The 18,041-nt window shown below is 36.4% G+C and carries 17 protein-coding genes, 6 pseudogenes and 1 other annotated feature; of the genes and pseudogenes, 10 read left to right on the forward strand and 13 right to left on the reverse strand.

All coding sequences use genetic code 11. From position 1 onward, the window contains the following. Nucleotides 1-183 precede the first annotated feature (183 nt). From HUK62_RS12675 to HUK62_RS12685, 3 genes and pseudogenes are all read left to right on the forward strand, one after another. Nucleotides 184-921: pseudogene (locus HUK62_RS12675) on the forward strand (IS5 family transposase); the annotation flags it as partial. 275 nt (nucleotides 922-1,196) lie between these two features. Continuing rightward, on the forward strand, nucleotides 1,197-2,105 hold the full coding sequence (repM, locus tag HUK62_RS12680) for a replication initiation protein RepM (protein ID WP_176538491.1): 909 nt from the start codon (nucleotides 1,197-1,199) through the stop codon (nucleotides 2,103-2,105). Nucleotides 2,106-2,146: 41 nt separating this feature from the next. After that, nucleotides 2,147-2,701, forward strand: coding sequence for a plasmid replication DNA-binding protein (locus tag HUK62_RS12685; protein WP_218015298.1), 555 nt, complete (start codon nucleotides 2,147-2,149; stop codon nucleotides 2,699-2,701). A 308-nt stretch (nucleotides 2,702-3,009) separates the two neighbouring features. On the opposite strand, the gene HUK62_RS12690 is transcribed toward HUK62_RS12685, so the two are convergent. Together HUK62_RS12690 and HUK62_RS12695 are read right to left on the reverse strand one after the other, a co-directional pair. Then, a complete protein-coding gene (locus tag HUK62_RS12690) occupies nucleotides 3,010-3,576 on the reverse strand; it encodes a TetR/AcrR family transcriptional regulator (protein WP_000156164.1) in 567 nt (188 codons plus the stop codon). 9 nt (nucleotides 3,577-3,585) lie between these two features. Continuing rightward, on the reverse strand, nucleotides 3,586-3,903 hold the full coding sequence (locus HUK62_RS12695; RefSeq protein ID WP_228723692.1) for a DUF417 family protein: 318 nt from the start codon (nucleotides 3,901-3,903) through the stop codon (nucleotides 3,586-3,588). A gap of 41 nt (nucleotides 3,904-3,944) precedes the next feature. Between HUK62_RS12695 and HUK62_RS12700 the strand changes: the two genes are divergently transcribed. The 5 genes and pseudogenes from HUK62_RS12700 to HUK62_RS12720 form a co-directional block, all read left to right on the forward strand. After that, entirely contained in the window at nucleotides 3,945-4,877 is a 933-nt protein-coding gene (locus HUK62_RS12700; protein WP_053579251.1) for an IS5-like element ISAba12 family transposase, read from the forward strand. A gap of 252 nt (nucleotides 4,878-5,129) precedes the next feature. Continuing rightward, nucleotides 5,130-5,624 carry a DUF417 family protein gene (locus tag HUK62_RS12705; RefSeq protein WP_000483698.1) on the forward strand — a complete coding sequence of 165 codons (495 nt, stop codon included), beginning with the start codon at nucleotides 5,130-5,132 and terminating at the stop codon, nucleotides 5,622-5,624. Nucleotides 5,625-5,680: 56 nt separating this feature from the next. Further along, nucleotides 5,681-6,121 carry a peptide-methionine (R)-S-oxide reductase MsrB gene (gene msrB / locus HUK62_RS12710; RefSeq protein WP_000221341.1) on the forward strand — a complete coding sequence of 147 codons (441 nt, stop codon included), beginning with the start codon at nucleotides 5,681-5,683 and terminating at the stop codon, nucleotides 6,119-6,121. Beyond that, nucleotides 6,121-6,606 carry a peptide-methionine (S)-S-oxide reductase MsrA gene (gene msrA, locus HUK62_RS12715; protein ID WP_000438903.1) on the forward strand — a complete coding sequence of 162 codons (486 nt, stop codon included), beginning with the start codon at nucleotides 6,121-6,123 and terminating at the stop codon, nucleotides 6,604-6,606. The genes msrB and msrA overlap by 1 nt, the downstream gene beginning before the upstream one ends. Before the next feature lie 485 nt (nucleotides 6,607-7,091). Continuing rightward, nucleotides 7,092-7,442 (forward strand): annotated as a pseudogene (locus HUK62_RS12720) (transposase); the annotation flags it as partial. Nucleotides 7,443-8,231: 789 nt separating this feature from the next. Here HUK62_RS12720 and HUK62_RS12725 read toward each other — a convergent pair. From HUK62_RS12725 to HUK62_RS12735, 3 genes are read right to left on the reverse strand one after another with little or no spacing between them, the layout of a single operon-like run. After that, nucleotides 8,232-8,435: a hypothetical protein gene (locus tag HUK62_RS12725; protein ID WP_125625351.1), complete on the reverse strand. Its 204-nt coding sequence runs from the start codon at nucleotides 8,433-8,435 to the stop codon at nucleotides 8,232-8,234. A gap of 26 nt (nucleotides 8,436-8,461) precedes the next feature. Further along, nucleotides 8,462-8,794 carry a type II toxin-antitoxin system YafQ family toxin gene (locus tag HUK62_RS12730; protein WP_176538041.1) on the reverse strand — a complete coding sequence of 111 codons (333 nt, stop codon included), beginning with the start codon at nucleotides 8,792-8,794 and terminating at the stop codon, nucleotides 8,462-8,464. Beyond that, entirely contained in the window at nucleotides 8,772-9,047 is a 276-nt protein-coding gene (locus tag HUK62_RS12735) for a type II toxin-antitoxin system RelB/DinJ family antitoxin (RefSeq protein ID WP_004676369.1), read from the reverse strand. The genes HUK62_RS12730 and HUK62_RS12735 overlap by 23 nt, the downstream gene beginning before the upstream one ends. Before the next feature lie 831 nt (nucleotides 9,048-9,878). Between HUK62_RS12735 and HUK62_RS12740 the strand changes: the two genes are divergently transcribed. Next, nucleotides 9,879-10,760 (forward strand): IS982-like element ISAba9 family transposase, encoded by an 882-nt coding sequence (locus tag HUK62_RS12740; RefSeq protein WP_004282326.1) that lies wholly within the window; start codon nucleotides 9,879-9,881, stop codon nucleotides 10,758-10,760. Between the two features lie 135 nt (nucleotides 10,761-10,895). Here HUK62_RS12740 and HUK62_RS12745 read toward each other — a convergent pair. Together HUK62_RS12745 and HUK62_RS12750 are read right to left on the reverse strand one after the other, a co-directional pair. Then, nucleotides 10,896-12,028 (reverse strand): IS3 family transposase gene (locus tag HUK62_RS12745; RefSeq protein ID WP_223235881.1). Its coding sequence is split into 2 segments (ribosomal slippage): nucleotides 10,896-11,776 and nucleotides 11,776-12,028, totalling 1,134 coding nucleotides; the frame shifts between segments, so codons are not numbered across the junction. Nucleotides 12,029-12,094: 66 nt separating this feature from the next. Next, nucleotides 12,095-12,409 carry a hypothetical protein gene (locus tag HUK62_RS12750; protein WP_228723693.1) on the reverse strand — a complete coding sequence of 105 codons (315 nt, stop codon included), beginning with the start codon at nucleotides 12,407-12,409 and terminating at the stop codon, nucleotides 12,095-12,097. Nucleotides 12,410-12,530: 121 nt separating this feature from the next. Here HUK62_RS12750 and HUK62_RS12755 point away from each other — a divergent pair. Continuing rightward, nucleotides 12,531-12,731: pseudogene (locus HUK62_RS12755) on the forward strand (IS5/IS1182 family transposase); the annotation flags it as partial. A 566-nt stretch (nucleotides 12,732-13,297) separates the two neighbouring features. Here HUK62_RS12755 and HUK62_RS12760 read toward each other — a convergent pair. From HUK62_RS12760 to HUK62_RS12785, 6 genes and pseudogenes are all read right to left on the reverse strand, one after another. Continuing rightward, nucleotides 13,298-13,690 (reverse strand): annotated as a pseudogene (locus HUK62_RS12760) (transposase family protein); the annotation flags it as partial. Nucleotides 13,691-13,727: 37 nt separating this feature from the next. Then, nucleotides 13,728-14,132 carry a transposase family protein gene (locus tag HUK62_RS12765; protein WP_004691434.1) on the reverse strand — a complete coding sequence of 135 codons (405 nt, stop codon included), beginning with the start codon at nucleotides 14,130-14,132 and terminating at the stop codon, nucleotides 13,728-13,730. Between the two features lie 108 nt (nucleotides 14,133-14,240). After that, nucleotides 14,241-14,792, reverse strand: coding sequence for a hypothetical protein (locus HUK62_RS12770; protein ID WP_176538042.1), 552 nt, complete (start codon nucleotides 14,790-14,792; stop codon nucleotides 14,241-14,243). 190 nt (nucleotides 14,793-14,982) lie between these two features. After that, nucleotides 14,983-15,468 (reverse strand): annotated as a pseudogene (locus tag HUK62_RS12775) (IS3 family transposase); the annotation flags it as partial. A 79-nt stretch (nucleotides 15,469-15,547) separates the two neighbouring features. Then, complete coding sequence (gene ltrA / locus HUK62_RS12780) at nucleotides 15,548-16,789, reverse strand: group II intron reverse transcriptase/maturase (protein WP_176538043.1); 1,242 nt, start codon at nucleotides 16,787-16,789, stop codon at nucleotides 15,548-15,550. A 513-nt stretch (nucleotides 16,790-17,302) separates the two neighbouring features. Continuing rightward, nucleotides 17,303-18,036 (reverse strand): annotated as a pseudogene (locus tag HUK62_RS12785) (IS3 family transposase); the annotation flags it as partial. After that, nucleotides 17,645-17,761, reverse strand: a sequence feature (AL1L pseudoknot). (Overlaps the previous pseudogene by 117 nt.) Nucleotides 18,037-18,041: the final 5 nt, after the last annotated feature.

An 18,041-nucleotide genomic window follows, 5' to 3' on the forward strand; every position in this document is an offset into this window, starting at 1 on the left:
TTACCTAAATATAACATATTTTTTTCAGAAAAAATTTATTAGATTTTATAATAAATACTTTATCTTAAGATAAGATAATTTTATTAAGCAATGTAGGTCACTGAAAATTAATTTTTTTATCCTATAAACGGCTTTGTTGCACAAACCTATCTGTAAAGGCTTATATAGCAATATAATTCTCAAATGAATAAGCCCGCACCTAAAACCTATCGCACAACCAATTGGTCTTCTTACAACCGAGCTTTGGTGAACCGAGGAAATATCTTGATCTGGTTTGACCCGACTACTCAATGGTATGCACAACCCAAAGGCAAACATGGTAGAAATCAAACTTATTCTGATGCGGCTATTCAATGCTCCCTTATGATCAAATCACTATTTCGACTCTCTTTACGCATGGTCACTGGCTTTGTTCAGAGCCTCACTAAACTTTGTAGATTAGATTGGAAAGCGCCAGATTATTCGACTATTTGTAGAAGACAAAAGCATATTGATATTGCAATTCGCTATCAAAAAAGTCGTGATGGTCTCCACCTACTCGTCGACTCTACTGGCTTGAAGTTTTTAGGTGAAGGTGAATGGAAACGTAAGAAACATCAGCCTGAATATCGTCGCCAATGGCGTAAACTTCACATTGGTATAGATGCTGAAACGCTGCAAATACGGGCCGTTCAGCTCACGACAAACAATGTCAGTGATTCACAAGTACTCGAGGATTTACTTGATCAAATTCCACTTGATGAGCAGATTGATTCTGTCTATACAGATGGTGCTTATGACACGAAACACTGCAGAAAAGTCATTTCAGATCGACAGGCACATGCGGTGATTCCGCCAAGAAAAAATGCGAAGCCCTGGAAAGACAAAAAGCTGAGATCTTTAGAAAGAAATGAATTGTTGAAAACGGTTAAATGCCTAGGTGCAAAATCAATAGGTACTTGGATACCCATTCTCTTTTAACTTGGATACTTTAATCAACGTATTCGTTAATTTTTGCAGTGTTCCTCAGTTGGCAATGTGAATACCATGCCACTCACCAACGAGCTAATGCGATTACTTTCAGCCTTACGTTGCTTGGTATTTACCGACAGGGCATATATGATCATTGTGTCCTGATACATTTTTTCAGGCTCAACTTTATAGTCAATTTCCGAAGCACAAACCATTTGCCTACTAACTTCGTGTGACGCTCTACGATAGACCTCTATAATGCTCTAATCAATGCAAGCTATAACCTAGATTTAGTTGAACAACGCTTAGTTCTTCTTGCCATTGTTGAGGCTAGGGAAAGTGGTAGAGGTATCAATGCCAATGACCCTTTAGAAGTGCATGCAGAGAGTTATATCAATCAGTTTAATGTCGCAAGACAAACCGCCTATCAAGCATTAAAAGATGCATGTAAAGACTTATTTGCTCGACAATTTAGCTATCAAGAAATAAATAAAAGAGGAAATGTTGAAAATGTATTAAGTCGTTGGGTGAGTGAAATTAGGTACATTGATGATGAAGCAACTGTAAAATTGATTTTCGCACCTGCGATTGTCCCTTTAATTACAAAGCTAGAAGAACAATTTACTAAATATGAATTACAACAAATCAGTAATTTAAGTAGTGCTTATGCTGTCCGTTTATATGAACTCTTAATCGCATGGCGTAGTACAGGACAAACACCATTTATTGAATTAGCAGAGTTTAGAAGAAAAATTGGTGTATTAGATGATGAATACACTCGTATGGGTAATTTTAAAGATCGTGTTCTCAATTTAGCTATTTCTCAAATTAATGAGCATACAGATATTAAAGTTAAGCTTGAACAACATAAGCGTGGTAGAAATATTTTTGGCTTTTCTTTTTCATTTAAGCAAAAGAAAAATACTCCTATCAATACCACCCAAAATCCAACTGATCTCTTTACCAAGCTTACGGATGCTCAACGCCATTTATTTGCCAAGAAACTTTCAGATCTTCCTGAGATGAGCAAATACTCTCATGGTACTGAAAGCTACCAACAATTCGCTATTCGTATTGCTGAGATGCTACAAGATCAAGAAAAATTTGAGGAGTTATTGCCATATCTCAGAAAATTAGGATATAAGGCGAAATAAAGTACATGTTCAGGTAACATGTTTTCTGAACATCCTTGTACATGAACAGAGGGATTGCATTGAACAGTACAAAGTTTAGCGTTATGGACGCAAGTAAAGCTTTTAAAAAATCAAGAACAACAATATATGAAGCTTTAAAAAATGGAGAATTATCAAGAGATAATGATGGTCTTATAGATCTTTCTGAACTAATTCGAGTTTATGGCAATCCTATAGGTGTTCAATCAAGTACACGTACTGAACACGTTCAGGAGAATGTACATGTACACGTTCATTCTGAGGTTGAAAACCTATTAAAAGAACAGATATCCCTACTCAAAAATCAATTAGATCTTGCTAATCAGCGAGAAAAGTCTTTGATGCAACATATCGAGGATCTTACTCATAGAATTGAGTTTAAGTGTACGCTTGAACCTCAAATTAATGAAGAAGTAGTGACTAATTCATCTGTTAAAAGCGATGAGATAACCACAAAAGAACCTGAACCTATGCAAGAACAGCCAATAGAAAACCCACGCATACCAGTCCCCGAACATATCGAGCCTGAACCGAAGAAAAGGGGCTTTCTGAGTCGTTTTTTCTTGCCGAATGGCTGAGGGCATTATTGATTATGGCTAATCAAACTTGTGGAACAATGGTTAAATACTAGGCGTGGAACGTGAAGAATCCATAAAAAAGCCTAGTTTGAACAAACTAGGCTTTTTTATGGATTGCAACTCATTGAAATAAAATAATTAATACAGTCGATTTCGCATAAGCTGTATTATGTTAATTTTAGCTTTACTAAAACTATTTTTTGAGAACTAGGCTGTTATCCGACATAGACACCAACATATTCTATAAATATCTATAAGAATAAGTAATAGACAGATATTTCTTCCAAACTCACAAATCCGTATCTAATTTATTTCGATAAAATCAGCTGGATTAAAGCATTTAATGAATGTTCATAAATATTTTTTTTTGAAAGTCGATTCATTAAAAGAGCCCCTTTAATGGTCGAATTTACCATAAGAGCTAATTCGTAATTACTTACTTTAGTTATCATTGAAATATTTTCATCCAAATCATTTTTAAAAATATGTTCAATAATTCTTAACTCACTTTCAACTAATTGAAAGACTGCGCTCTGTAAAGTTTCAGAGAAGCTATCAGTTTCTGTAAGCATTGAATGAATACCGCACATTTCTTTTTTTTCAGCACATTGTATAAAAAAATTACGATATTCAAACAACTTGGCTTCTATAGAAGCATGAGAATTTATACGGGTCTCTAGTTCTAAAAGCTGATTCAATTTAAAATGACAATAGGCAATTCCCAAATCCGTCTTACTAGGAAAATGATAATGAATACTCGCCTTTTTGATCCCAATTTCATTAGCTAAATCAGAATAGCTAAAAGCATTAAAACCAACTTTTTGAATATATTTGTTCGCCAATTCTAAGATTTGATTATACGTTGAAATAGTCATTCTCCTTAATTATAATAATTTATTATGATAAATAAGTTTTAAATCAAATTTTAACAGGACTAAACCAGCACCAACTAACAGTACATCTTTAATAATAAAACTATCTATATGACCTAATTGTGGAATAATACTAAGCGTTGTTATACCAGTCAAGATAACTAAAAGGTCACCAATTAAGCCAATTTTAGGTTTAAAAAAACCAATTATTAACGCAATAAATGTAATATTTTCCACAACACCTAGGAAATAACTTGCACCATAATGACCAAAGAGCGTATATAGAATACTTAACCAAGATTTTGATAGTATTGGTTGGCTTTGTTGCACAAACCTATCTGTAAAGGGTTTTTCAGCGATATAATTTTCAAATGAAGAAGCCTACACACAAAATCTACCGCACAACCAATTGGCCCGCATATAACCGAGCACTCATGAGTCGCGGAAATATTGCCATTTGGTTTGATCCTGCTACGCAATGGTATGCGCCATCAAAAGGCAAACAAGGGCGAAATCAAACCTACTCCGACGCAGCTATCCAATGCTGCTTAATGATTAAATCCTTATTTCGTCTGTCTTTACGTATGGTTACTGGCTTTGTGCAAAGTCTGATTAAACTTTGCGGATTAAATTGGATAGCTCCAGATTACACCACGCTTTGTAGAAGACAAAAGCATATTGATATTGTAATCAGCTACCAAAAAAGTAGCGATGGGCTGCATCTACTCATGGACTCTACAGGCATGAAGTTTCTAGGTGAGGGCGAATGGAAACGCAAGAAACATGGACCTGAATATCGTCGCCAATGGCGTAAACTTCATATTGGTATAGATGCTAAAACCCTACAAATACGAGCAGTTCAGCTTACAACCAATAATGTCAGTGATTCACAGGTGCTTGGTGATTTACTTAATCAGATTCCACAAGATGAGCGGATTGACTCTGTTTATACCGATGGAGCTTATGACACCAAGCAATGCCGTCAGGTCATTGCAGATCGGCAAGCGCATGCGGTGATTCCACCTAGAAAAAATGCGAAACCATGGAAAGATACAAAGAGTAGCTCGCTAGAGCGAAATGAATTACTTCGAACAATTAAACGTTTAGGCAGGACACTATGGAAAAAATGGTCAGGCTATCATCGGCGAAGTTTGGTTGAAACTAAGATGCATTGCATCAAATTATTAGGAGATAAACTCAGCGCAAGGAGTTTTGATAGCCAAGTGAATGAAATCCATGCACGTGTAGCAGTCCTTAACAGATTTACGGAATTAGGTCGACCACTTACCCAAGTTACGCCTTAAATTTGGCTCAATTAGGGGCGCTTTGCATTTCAAATCTTTGTGCAACAAAGCCCAATTTACAATATTGACAATCTACCTATTAATAGGTAGATTTGATTTAAACAAAACCCAGTTTAATCAAAATTAAGGAATAAATAATGGAAACTAAACTCTTCTTACATGACCAATTGGTATCAATGTTATTAATAACTTCATTATATAGAGACTGTGTTATATAAAATTTTTATTTTAAAATAGTGGGAGATTTTTGATATGTTTAACTATTTAAAGGAAAAAAACTTTATTATTGCTGAAAAAAACAAAGGGGAATTTAATTTTATCTCATTATTAAGATGGTCTCTTGTAATTATATTTATATGGTTTGGAGGGATGAAATTTACACATTATGAAGCAATTGGAATAGCTCCATTTATTGAAAATAGCCCAATTGTTAGTTGGTTGCATAATCTATTTGGTATTCAAGGAGCTAGCTACTTTTTGGGTTGCATGGAGTTACTAACTGCATTTATTTTATTACTTGGTGCATTTAAGCCAATTTTATCTGCATTAGGTGGTTTAATGTCTGCAATAACATTTTTAATTACTCTAACATTTATGCTTACAACACCAGGTGTGATAGAACCGTCTGCTGGAGGTTTTCCTGCTCTTTCTGGTGCTCCAGGGCAATTCTTATTAAAAGATCTAGTTTTATTAGCTGCTTCATTGTGCATTTTAAAGGCATCAATAAATCGAAGAAATCCTTATTAATTTTATGAGTTAATAAAATTATATTCAAAATCAATTAATAATGAAAAGGCTATTTTATGACGTATAAGAAAACAATTGAGAGTATTGATAAATTAAATGTAGATCAATATCGTGTGACACAAAATAATGGCACAGAACGTCCATTTGAAGGTGAATATGATAAGCACTTTTTACCTGGTATTTATGTTGATATTGTGTCTGGTGAGCCATTATTTTCCTCAACAAAAAAATATAACTCAGGTTGTGGTTGGCCTGCTTTTTCTAAACCTATAGAAAATGTTACTGAGCATGCTGACTTTTCACATGGAATGCGTCGTGTTGAGGTTCGCTCAAAACACGCAAATAGCCATCTAGGTCATGTCTTTACAGACGGACCTCAATCTGATGGTGGGCTTCGTTATTGTATTAATTCTGCGGCTTTACGTTTTATTCCTTTGCTAGAAATGGAAAGACAGGGTTATGCTGATTATATAAAATATGTGGAGGTAAATACCTAATGGAACGTGCAATATTAGCTGGTGGTTGCTTTTGGGGGCTGCAAGATTTGATTCGTAAATTACCAGGTGTTGAACATACACGCGTAGGTTATACAAGTGGTGATATTGCCAATGCAACTTACCGTAACCATGGTACACATGCCGAAGCAATTGAAATCATATTTCATTCAAATATAATTAGTTACCGTAAATTACTTGAATTTTTTTTCCAAATTCATGATCCAAGTACGCTAAACCGTCAAGGTAATGATATTGGGACAAGTTACCGCTCGGGAATTTACTACACTACTGAAGAACAACATCAAATTGCATTAAAGACCATTCAAGATGTAAATTCTTCTGGGATTTGGCCAGGTAAGGTGCGAACAGAAGTAAAGGCGGCAAGTGATTTTTGGGAAGCTGAGCCAGAACACCAAGATTACTTAGAGCGATACCCCACTGGATATACTTGCCACAGAGTCCGTCCTGATTGGGTTTTGCCTTAACTATGATTTTTTAATGCAACAGAACCTTCTAGATGCACATCCAAGCCTAATCAAAAAACCCCGACATCCTGTCGGGGTTTTTTGATTAGGCTGTTAAGCATGACTCCTGTCTTACTTCACGATCCTGGTGCGCTGATTTCTTATTGTTATCTGGAACATCCTGTTCTCAATGAGTTCATGATAAGAAATTGAACTGAGTATGGCTATTAGTGAATTTCCTGAATGGCTGGACGCCAGAGCGTACATAAACATATCCTCAAATTATCCCAAGAATTGTCCGCAGAAATTGGTGATTATTTCTGAATTGTGACCATTAATAAATCAGGAAAAAATGCTAGAAAGAATGTTTTTCGATCAATTGTATTGGGGAAAGATGACAAACTTGCTTAAAAAGCAGCCGACTTGTTTCTGAGTCGGCATTTTGGTGTTTTTTCAGGGTGGCGAATTTTTTTTAAATGTATGAGGCTTTGTTGCACAAAGATTTAAAAAATAAAATACCCTCCCTAGACATCTTCTGTGATCAATGGAATCACCAGTATCCCAAAATTGGAGAATCCTGGCGGGTCAATTGGGAAAATATCCGAACGATCTTTAGCTATCCAGCCGAAATACGTCATGCAATTTATACAACAAATGCGATTGAGTCGTTGAATAGCGTAATACGCCATTCAACGAAGAAGAGGAAAATCTTCTCATCTGATGACTCAGTAAAGAAGGTCATTTACTTAGCAACATCAAATGCTGCGAAGAAATGGACGATGCCAATTCAAAATTGGCGTTTAGCAATGAATTGGTTTACGATTCAGTTCGATGATCGATTAAAAGATCATTTATAAAAAATGGAACTTACACAAAATAATTTACAGGCTCGTGGAAGACATTTTAAATGGTTTTTCGCATAGACATTTTAATTGGTGAATAACAATGACTGTTTTTAGTTAGTGGCAATCTGTGACAAAAATACACTAAGGATTTGTTTTTGATACATTTTATTAAAAAATGTGTATCAATGTGGCAAGCCTATAATATAGATAAAAACAGTGAAACCCTTATCAGATAAGGGTTTCGTTGCATCCTAATAAGGTGCGTATGGTGTGTATCAAAAAGATGGCGATTTTTGATCAATTCAAGTGACCTAAAAAATAATAAAACCCACAAAATTCAATGAAATTTGAATTTTGAGAGCGTCAACTAATCATATTTAGCAAAAATTAGGCATTTATTATGCAAATCTTATGCAAAAATTAGGCAAATATTTAGCAGAAATTTAGCAATTTTAAATATCTAAACTTCAAAAATAGCTTTTATCCAAAAGCTTTAACAAAGAAATTCCATAGGACAAGATCAACATTGAGCAATAGCGAATTGTTATCGGTAATGTAGTCGTTCACCTTGCGTGTACTATTACATTACACATCTTGCCTCATCGTACAAATTCTAGTTTGCGTATATTTGCCTTTATTTGCTACATACCAAACACTAGGATTTGCCTTAATTTGATCTTATTTGCTGATTTTTGCTTTTAGTTGCGTTTTTTTGATAAAACCATTTGCTTTAATTTGATGAAATTTGCTCTTTTTTGATAAAAAAACACCAAAATAAATACCATTTAAGCTCTTACAGGCTTATTTAGGGTTCAATCGTCTCCACTCTGCCATGAGTGCAGCATCTTCTTGTTCAAAGGTCGTTTCACCATTCAAGATGCGCTGTTGTCTTGCTTCATCAGCTTCTCGACAGGCATCAATCACTTCTTGGGAAAATTCGTGATCTACGATTCCCTCTGAGCTTCTAAAAATCTCTTTTAATCGTTCTTTTTCTGCTTCATTCATAAATACAGATCCTCTTTGTTTTGTGCTTATTTAAATAACTCGCTATGCGTTCCAGTACGCACAAAAACCACCATCTCAAACTTAGAGAGTGGCTCGATGCGATAAATCAGCAGAAAATCACCACCGACATGAAGTTCACGGCAGTTTTTCCATTGGTTACCATTTAGCGCATGATCAACCCATTCAGCACCTAAAGGCTCATCATTGGCGATAATCAGCATCATGACCTGTTTAAGCTTCCCCATATCATAACGACCACTACGAGAAAGCCTTTGCCAATCTGCTAAGAACTCTTTGGTATAGTCCGATGATCGAGGTAAAACGGCCCGTTTATCTTTAGCTGTTTTTTTCGAGGTCATTAAACAAGTCTTCTACAGTTTCAAAACGGGCTTTCTTTGCTTGAATAAGTGCATCAGCTTCATTCATAGCAGCTACAGTTGTGGTATTGGGTACACGTACATCGAATGGAATAGCCTGTTCAGCCACGACACGAGTTAAAAAGATCCGTACAGCATCAGAAACAGACATCCCCATTGATTTCAAAGCCTGCTGTGCCTGTAACTTTGTTTCATCATCAATTCGAACGTGTAGCATTGAGGTTTGAGAAGTCATATCTTCACCTAAACGTTATGTGACTCAATTGAGATACAATATAGCATATTACCGCCTGAATATTTTAAATAAAAGGATATTTCGATTTATTGATAAAACAGAAAAATTAGGCCAATAAAAAAATATCGCATTTAAACGCTATATTTTCACCATAGAGAGGCGATCTCAAACTTAAACATAAATAGTACCTAAAAACAAAAAAGTCTCTCTAAACTCAAATAGAAGCAAATGACACAACACTAATAAGCCACTAAGAAGACATAAACCAAGCGAGTGTCTACGAGCGACATCACCAAAATTCGCGCCTAGACTTTCTGAAAAACAGTTTTTTAGGCTGTGAAGCCAAAATAAGCGTAAATCACATGCAGAAAATGGAGCCTAGATCGAGCGAAGCGAGTAAAAAAGCTTTATGAGCGAAGCGAATTCCGAGTGCTTTTGCTTTTTCTTAAATTCACGGGAATATTTACCAAAAAATTGCCCCTCGAATCGAGCGAAAGCGAGATTCAATAGAGTTTGAGCGTAGCGAAAACCAAGGGTAATTTTTCAAATGAAAGGCTTTTAATTATTTTAAGACTTTTAAATGCTTTTAGAATCGATGAAAGCCTTATATAGCAATACTTACAGACTATATATGACTACGTTTACCTACCAATATGACTACGTTTACCTACCAATAATCTACAGTATATATTTTGTAGATTTAACTACGTTTACCTTGCATTAATCTACATAATATTTTATATAGATTACCCCAATCTCAACTTTTTAAGTGATTGAAATAAAAAGGACATAACCCTATTTTAGTTTCCACCAAGAAATTAAAGCAAAGTTATGTCCATTGAAGAATTTATCATTTTTGTCTATGTAATCATAGAAGAACTTTATCCCATTGTTGTTACTCAGCCCCTGAGAACTCGTGGTTTTCCGCCTGCTGTTACTGATGCAGAAATCATCACTATGCAAATAGTAGGTGAATTTCTTGGTTTAGATACAGACAAAAATATTTGGATGTATTTCAAAAACAATTGGTTAGAATGGTTTCCAAAATTAGGATCTTATCCCAATTTCTGTAAACATTGTGCAAACCTGTGGCATGTCAGTCAATCCATTATGGCACAGCTCATTCAGCGTTATGGTTCAGATAACATTCACTTTATTGATGGCTTCCCACTCCCTGTCTGTAGTTATACCAGAGCGAGAAAGCATAAAAACTTTAAAGAATACGCAGGTTTTAGTTATTGTGCTGCAAAACAAGAAAAATATTATGGTTTCAAAGCTCATATCGTCATTAATCTTTCAGGCATGATTTCGGGTTATACCTTTGCACCTGCTCATTGTGATGAGCGAGATGTTGCACCTGAAATTACGAATGATATTTACGGTTTACTGGGAGCAGATAAGGGCTATTTAAGACCAGAATTGAAACGATATTATGAATATCAGGGTATTGACTTACAAACACCCTTTAGAAAAAACATGATAGATTTCAGACCTAAAGAGACACTGCAAATACTGATGAAAGCCAGAAGAAAGATTGAAACAGTGATTGGTCAATTAACAGATCGCTTTCACATTCAGAAAGTGAGGGCAAAAGATCTATGGCATTTAACCCACCGCATAACTCGTAAAATTCTGTCGCATACAATTTGTGTGGTGCTAAATAAAAAGCTTGGTCATTCACCAATTCAATTCGAAAATCTTATTTTAAGTTGAGATTGGCGTATAGATTTATATTCATAAATAATAAAGTAGACAAATATTATGCGAGATCTAGTTGTTAAAGATAAAGAGGTGGTCCCACATGTTTGAACAACTAAAAGCTTATTTATAAGTGATACTCTGCTCTAGTTAAGCTACCTTATTTTGTTGTGGTAGCTGGTCATAGTAAAACTCATCTGGAGTCATTTTGTCCAGACTCGAATGAGGTCGTTTCAAATTATAAAATTCAAAATATGCGTTTAATTGCTTCTTCGCATCCAAAACATTGCTGTAGGCTTTGAGATACACCTCTTCATATTTAACGCTCCGCCATAATCGTTCAACCATCACATTATCAACCCATCGACCTTTACCATCCATACTGATTTGAATGCCATTTGATTTCAATACATCAATAAATGCATCACTGGTAAACTGACTGCCTTGGTCTGTATTAAATATTTCAGGTCGACCATATTTTTCAATAGCTTCATTTAATGTTTCTATGCAAAATGTAACCTCCATACTAATCGATACTCTATGCGCAAGTACCTTGCGGCTATGCCAATCAATCACAGCACATAAATAAACAAAGCCTTTTGCCATAGGGATATACGTTATATCCGTAGACCACACTTGATTACTGCGCTGAATAGCCAATCCTTTGAGCAGATATGGATATTTGCGGTGAGCTTGATTAGCCTGGCTTAAATTTGGTTTGCAATATAACGCATTAATGCCCATTTTCTTCATTAAAGTACGTGTATGACGTCGTCCTATATGATGTCCTTGACGATTCAACAAATCACGCATCATCCGGCTACCTGCAAAAGGGTATTGCATATGTAACTCATCCATACACCGCATCAGCTTCAGATCTGATGCACTCACAGGTTTTGGGCGATAGTAATAACAACCACGGGAGACTTTCAGCAGCTGAGCTTGCTTAGATACTGAAATCTGAAGTGAGTCATCGATTAACTTTTGTGGTTGAAGCGGCCCAGTTTCTTCAACACACCTTCTAAAAAATCAATTTCTAATGCCTGCTCACCGATTTTTGCATGTAGTTTTTTTAGATCGATGGGTGGTTCTGTTGGAGCTTTTGATTGATCGAAAGCTTGCGAGGAAGCTGAAATCAGTTGATTTTTCCAGTCGATAATTTGGTTTTGATGAACATCAAATTCAGCACTCAATTCAGCAAGTGTTTTTTCTGCTTTAATCGCAGCAAGTGCTACCTTAGCTTTAAAATCATTTGAATGATTTCTTCTTGGTCTACGTGCCATAAAATACTCCATATATTGATGTTTATAACATCATTTGGGGAGCAAAATATCACTTATAAGTGTTGTTCAAATTTCCTGATCCACCTCTCGATCTTCACTAGCCAAAGTCAGCTTTCTTCGTAATTCTTTTGCATACTGCATATATACGCTAACAAATTCAGGGTTATTCCCATATTTGAGCTTTATGTATTCCTCAATATCATCACGCACACCATTACTATTTGCATCAATCCCACCAATAGTTTTTGTTTTATCTTCATTTTTTAGGAATTTTGATGTTCTCACTTCTTTTAGTGAGTTCTGAATACTTGGATTAAGAAGCGAGGAACAGCCCATTAAAAGTATACCTAAGCAACTCAGTGCAATAACCGTTTTTTTCATATTAATCATTTTCCTTTTCTCTTTTAAATTTCATTTTAGATACAAAGAGTGCCTAATTAAAAGAAGAATCTATGTCCACTACAATGCACCATTAAGTGTCCATTTAGACAAGAATATGCACCTAGGAAGAGCAATTTGGAAAAAGTGGTCTGGGTATCATCGCCGAAGCTTGGTAGAAACCAAGATGCATTGCATCAAATTATTGGGAGATAAACTCAGTGCACGGAGTTTTCAAAGCCAGGTGAATGAGATTCATGCACGTGTGGCAGTATTAAATAAATTTATGGAATTAGGCCGAGCTCATACCCAAGTTGTCACTTAAATTTGAGTCGCTTAGGGTAGTTCTATTTTTTAAATCTTTGTGCAACAAAGCCTGTTGCACTTATCATTATTGTTTTATGTGTTGGAACATCCTGTTCTCTATGTTCCCATCATATGAAAAATCCCCATACTGACATAGACGCAATGGTCCCTAATTCATGTCAGCTTTGGCTTACAAGATTGCTCAAAACTTACCCCAAGGTTTATCCGCAAAAATTGTGGATTGTTTTTAGTCTAAAAGCCTTATAGAGTGTATGTGATTCTTGTTTTTGAGTGTTTTTTGAGCAAACGTGTTGGCAAGAACTATCAAAACCGCTCAATAAAAAGTCGACTTGTTTCAAAGTCGGCTTTTTACGGATTTTAGGGTTGAGTGTGAAATTTTAAGCCATTGATTTTTATATTAATATACAAGTGTATTGCGTATAACAACCATTATGTTAAATGGATGGTGAATTGGTGGAAAATTCCTGTTTTTATAATTGCGAATAAGAGATTTTATGTTAAATCATATATGTATATTAACAAATAATACTTTATATTAGACTTCCTTCATAAATCATTTTTCAATCAATTTAATTGTTTATCTTTCACCCAATCTAAATTGTATATGCCAGCAAGTAAATTAAACCGCAGGTTTAATCTTTTACGACGATTTCTATATACACAAGATAAAATCTTAAAACATTTCATCCTTCCAAATACATGCTCTACTTGAATTCGTCTACGACCAATCTCTCTATTTAACTTTTTTAATTCAGAATCTAATTTTTCAGTTTTCTTTGCTTTAGATGGCATGAGGCATCCAAAACCCAATTTCTTTATCCCTAAATACCCCTTATCAACGATAAAAAAGGGCTTAAATTTTAATTTCCTCATACTTTTTTTAAATATTTTAAAATCATGCATGCTTCCATGACTTCCACATACACTCAGTATTTCACCTGTTGTATAGTGCATAGATAGCTGAAATTTAAAGGTATGTCGCTTTTTTTTACCGCTATACCATTTCTTCTGTTTTTTTTGGACGTTGAACTAATATTTCAGTTGCATCAATCACAACAACTTCCCAATCCACTTCATCTCGATTAGGAAGTTGTTTTGACAAGTTAAATTTTCCAGAACGGATTAAGGTATCTTCAATAACACGTGTGATACGAATTGCACTCGTTTCAGATACACCGTAACTCATACCAAGATGGAAAAATGTTCGATATTCTCTCCAATATTCTATACATAAGAGCAAACGATCTTCCAACGGTAATTTATGCGGTCGTCCTTTACCAATATGACGAGGTAACTGCTTATTTAGCTCGGCCAACATGAGGTTAAATGTAGCCCAACTAACACCAGTAAGCCTACGAAACTTAACGTCTGATAATTTTTGAATATCTTTGAATTTCATCCAAGGATTATCTCTTGAATTAAATAATTTTGCTGATTAATTTAAGATCAAATAAATTGTACGTTTTTTGATTTATGACGGAAGTCTATTCATCCACATCCAGTAAATCTAATAGCCACGATAACTAAAATTATTTTCTTCAATTCCATCTGGATTAGTTCTTAAATATCCATCAACTTCGGTACCGTCACTCCGTGTATAGCCACTAACTTCGTGTACACCAGGACCTGAATCATAGTTTGAATAATTTTCTGCGTAGTCCATAATCTCGTTATAAGTACTTTCATTACCCTCACCATAACCATATCCACTACCATAACCACTATCAATATGAGAGTCCGTAACACCTCCATTCGTGTGAGAAGAAGCATAATAAGAATGCATATTTTTTTTAGGATTTAAAGAGTGACTTCTATAATCTTGATAGTTGTCAAAGTTATTGACGTATATTTTGTTGTCCATATAAGTTGCATAGAGTCTAGTTAGTAATGTAGGAATCTGTCCCTTTAAAGCCTCAGAAATTGAGTGTGATAATATTACTTCTGGAAATTTATAGGATCTATAGACATAGTTACCTATAAAAATAATATAAGATGTCGTTACTGTTAATATTGACCCAATAACAAATAAAAATAATTTATAAAAAAAGCTTTTATTCATACATATTATTACAAAACATGATATGGATATTGAAAATAGGCTTAAAGAGATCAAAAAAATTAAAAGAAAAAAAGAAATTGGGTCATCACCAAAGAAAAAATTAAAAGGATCTTTGTATAGAAGTAATAAAAAAGAAGCAATTAATAGATAGGTGAACCGTACCGGGTTTGTCGGAGACTTTTTATTTAAGTTAGGCCACCTGACCTAACGGGTTAATCTTATCATAGTACATTGCTTCAAACTCAAAAGGCGATACATAACCCAGTGCACTGTGTACACGCTTTTTATTGAACCAATCTACCCAGTTTAGTGTCGCAAGTTGTACATCTGCTAAACCTTGCCAATCTGCTTTTAAATATTCAATCACCTCTGTTTTGTATAAGCCATTCACCGTTTCAGCCAGTGCATTATCGTATGAGTCACCAGTCGTACCGACTGATGCTCGTAAATTTGCAGCTTCTAAACGATTGGTATAGCGAATAGAAAGATATTGAACACCTCTATCGGAATGATGAATCACATTCTTTGGCATGCCTCGATCGTGTAATGCTTGCTCAAGTGCATCGAGCACCATATCTGTATTCATCCGTGTAGATACTTTCCATCCAACAATGGCTCGTGAGAACACATCAATAATAAAGGCGGTATAGACCCAGCCTGAATGAGTTTGAATATAGGGGTGAGTAGACCAAGGGAATCTCACCCTTAGCCCCTCGCAGAACCGGACGTGAACCTCTCAGCTCATCCGGCTCCCATTATCCAACCGATGGTAAACATCCCATTTTCCAGTGCACAAAGGCATTTGGAAAATCACGCGCAAGTCGCCCTAAGGCATATCTAGCCCGTCTTTTATGACGGGCCAAGTTTTTATACTTACGCCTCATCCAGCGTATAAGATAAGCATTCATGTGTTGCCAGATCGCTGACATTGCTGAACCATGGAATCGACCATAGTATTGCTGCCAACCTTGAAGAATTGGATTAAATATTGCAGATAAATCACTTAATTCGCGATTACACATCAGATGTAGATGCCATTTCCGAATAGTCTGTCGCATTGTTTTAAGTGCATCACGACTGACTGCAGGAGAGAAATTTACATAAACTCTTTTATACTTGTCCACAGCCTTACGGGGCCTAAACGTGTACCCGAGAAAAGTAAATTGAACATCTGGATATGTTTGGCGACGATTCACATCTTGGCAATAAACAATCTTTGTCTTATCTGGATGCAATTCGAGTCCACATTCACGAAATCGTGCACCAATCTTTTGTAAAACAAGTTTGGCTTGAGATAAACTTCGGCAATGAATTACTCCATCATCCGCATAGCGGCAGAATCTTACACTCGCAAGATTCTTGGTAATCCACATGTCAAAAGCATAATGCATAAATAAATTCGCCAATAAAGGACTCACAACACCACCTTGTGGTGTGCCGCGATTCCTTTCTAAAAGATGGCCATTTATGTGTTGCATTGGTGCTTTTAACCAACGTTGCACATATAAAAGAATCCATGGAATTTCACAGTGTTTCTTGAGTGCACGCATGAGTAAATCATGGTCGATGTTATCAAAGAGACCTTTGATATCAAATTCCACAACCCAGTCATAATCCCAACTTCGTCTCCTCACTATCGCAATTGCATCATGGGCAGAACGCCCCGGACGATATCCATATGAGTTTGGATGAAATAATGGATCAATTTTCGGCTCTAATAAGAGCTTAACTGCTGTTTGCGCGACTCGATCTGCAACTGTTGGAATACCTAGTATACGCACGCCACCTGACTTCTTTGGAATCGGAACAGCCTTAACTGGCGGTGGAAAATAACTGCCAGAACAAAGTCGATTCCATAGTTTGTATAGGTTGTTCTTTAAATGCTTTTCGAATTGCTCAATAGATTCATGATCAACGCCTGGAGCGCCACCATTCTCTTTGACTTTTTTAAATGCCTCCCAGATTAACGCTTTAGGAATGTTAAATGGTTTGGTCATAAAGTTTTGCTCCTCCTGCTTGCACAGTTGACAAATCCGTAGACCTGGATAATGCAACCCCTTCGCTCCATTACCATTACAGTAACTTCAACACTACTACGAGTTGCTCCGCCCCTTGGTGACGCATTGCTATTATCAGCCTTGCCTTTTGAGCTTGTGCCTTTCGCTTGACATCGCCACCGAAGGTTCCCGCAGTTCAACGTAAGAGCCTGAATTAGGATCGCGCTGCCTCTACGCCGGACACCGAATGGCCCGTAAGCAGGTAACGGCCAAACTAATCGCGGGGTAACTTCCATCCCCGGTTTTGATGTCATTTGAGTACTTTCGACACTTGAACGGCAGTTCACTGGTGTTCGCCTTCCTAATTCTTACCTGACATCTCTACGATGCCTTTTCCATAACGCTCACGACCGGGACTTTTGATCCAAGCCGCTTATGGTGGTTTGCTACCTGCTCCTGCAAGCCGATAGCGAGGGGCCATACCCTCATCTCTTACGCCGCTTGCTGCGGCACACTAAAGTCAGCAACCCACAAGTGATTAGGCTGATCAGCTCTAAAATTACGTTTCACTAAATCATCTGCCCGTTTTTGGTCATCTCGGCTACGGGTGGTTTGTTTGTTCTTACCACGCCAAACACCTTGTATACCTAGCTTTTGCATCAATCGAGCAACAGTACAGCGCGCAATAATATAGCCTTCACGTTTCAGTTTTTGCCAGACTTTACGTACACCATATCGACCTAAACTTTCCTTCCAAATTCGTTTAATTTGTTCAGCATGATGCTCATCATGTAGATCTCGTTTCGCTCGATGTTCTGGATTGTCAGCGAGATCTAAAGTCCGGTAATAGGTTGAAGCTGCAATCGGTAAAATTCTACAAATCGCTTCAACACCATATCGATCTTTATTGTTATGGATAAAATCCACCATTATTTGTGTGGGCGGTCGAGCTCCGCCTGGGCGAAAAAAGCGGCTGCTTTACGTAGAATCTCATTGGCGCGTTGCAGTTCTTTATTTTCGCGTTCGAGTTGTTTGATACGTTCTTGGTCTGAAAGCTGCTGTACTTTAACTGGATTTTGTTTATCTAAATATTTTTGATACCAAACACGTAGTGTTTCAGGAGTACAACCAATCTTAGGCGCAATTGCTGTGATTGCAGCCCAAGTAGAAGGATAATCTTTTTCAGATTCAATCAATAATTGAACCGCTCTTTCTCTGATTTCAGGGGTATATTTTAATTTTGTCATCGGGG

It is taken from the genome of Acinetobacter sp. NEB 394 (assembly GCF_013374795.1).
Classification (GTDB): domain Bacteria; phylum Pseudomonadota; class Gammaproteobacteria; order Pseudomonadales; family Moraxellaceae; genus Acinetobacter; species Acinetobacter johnsonii.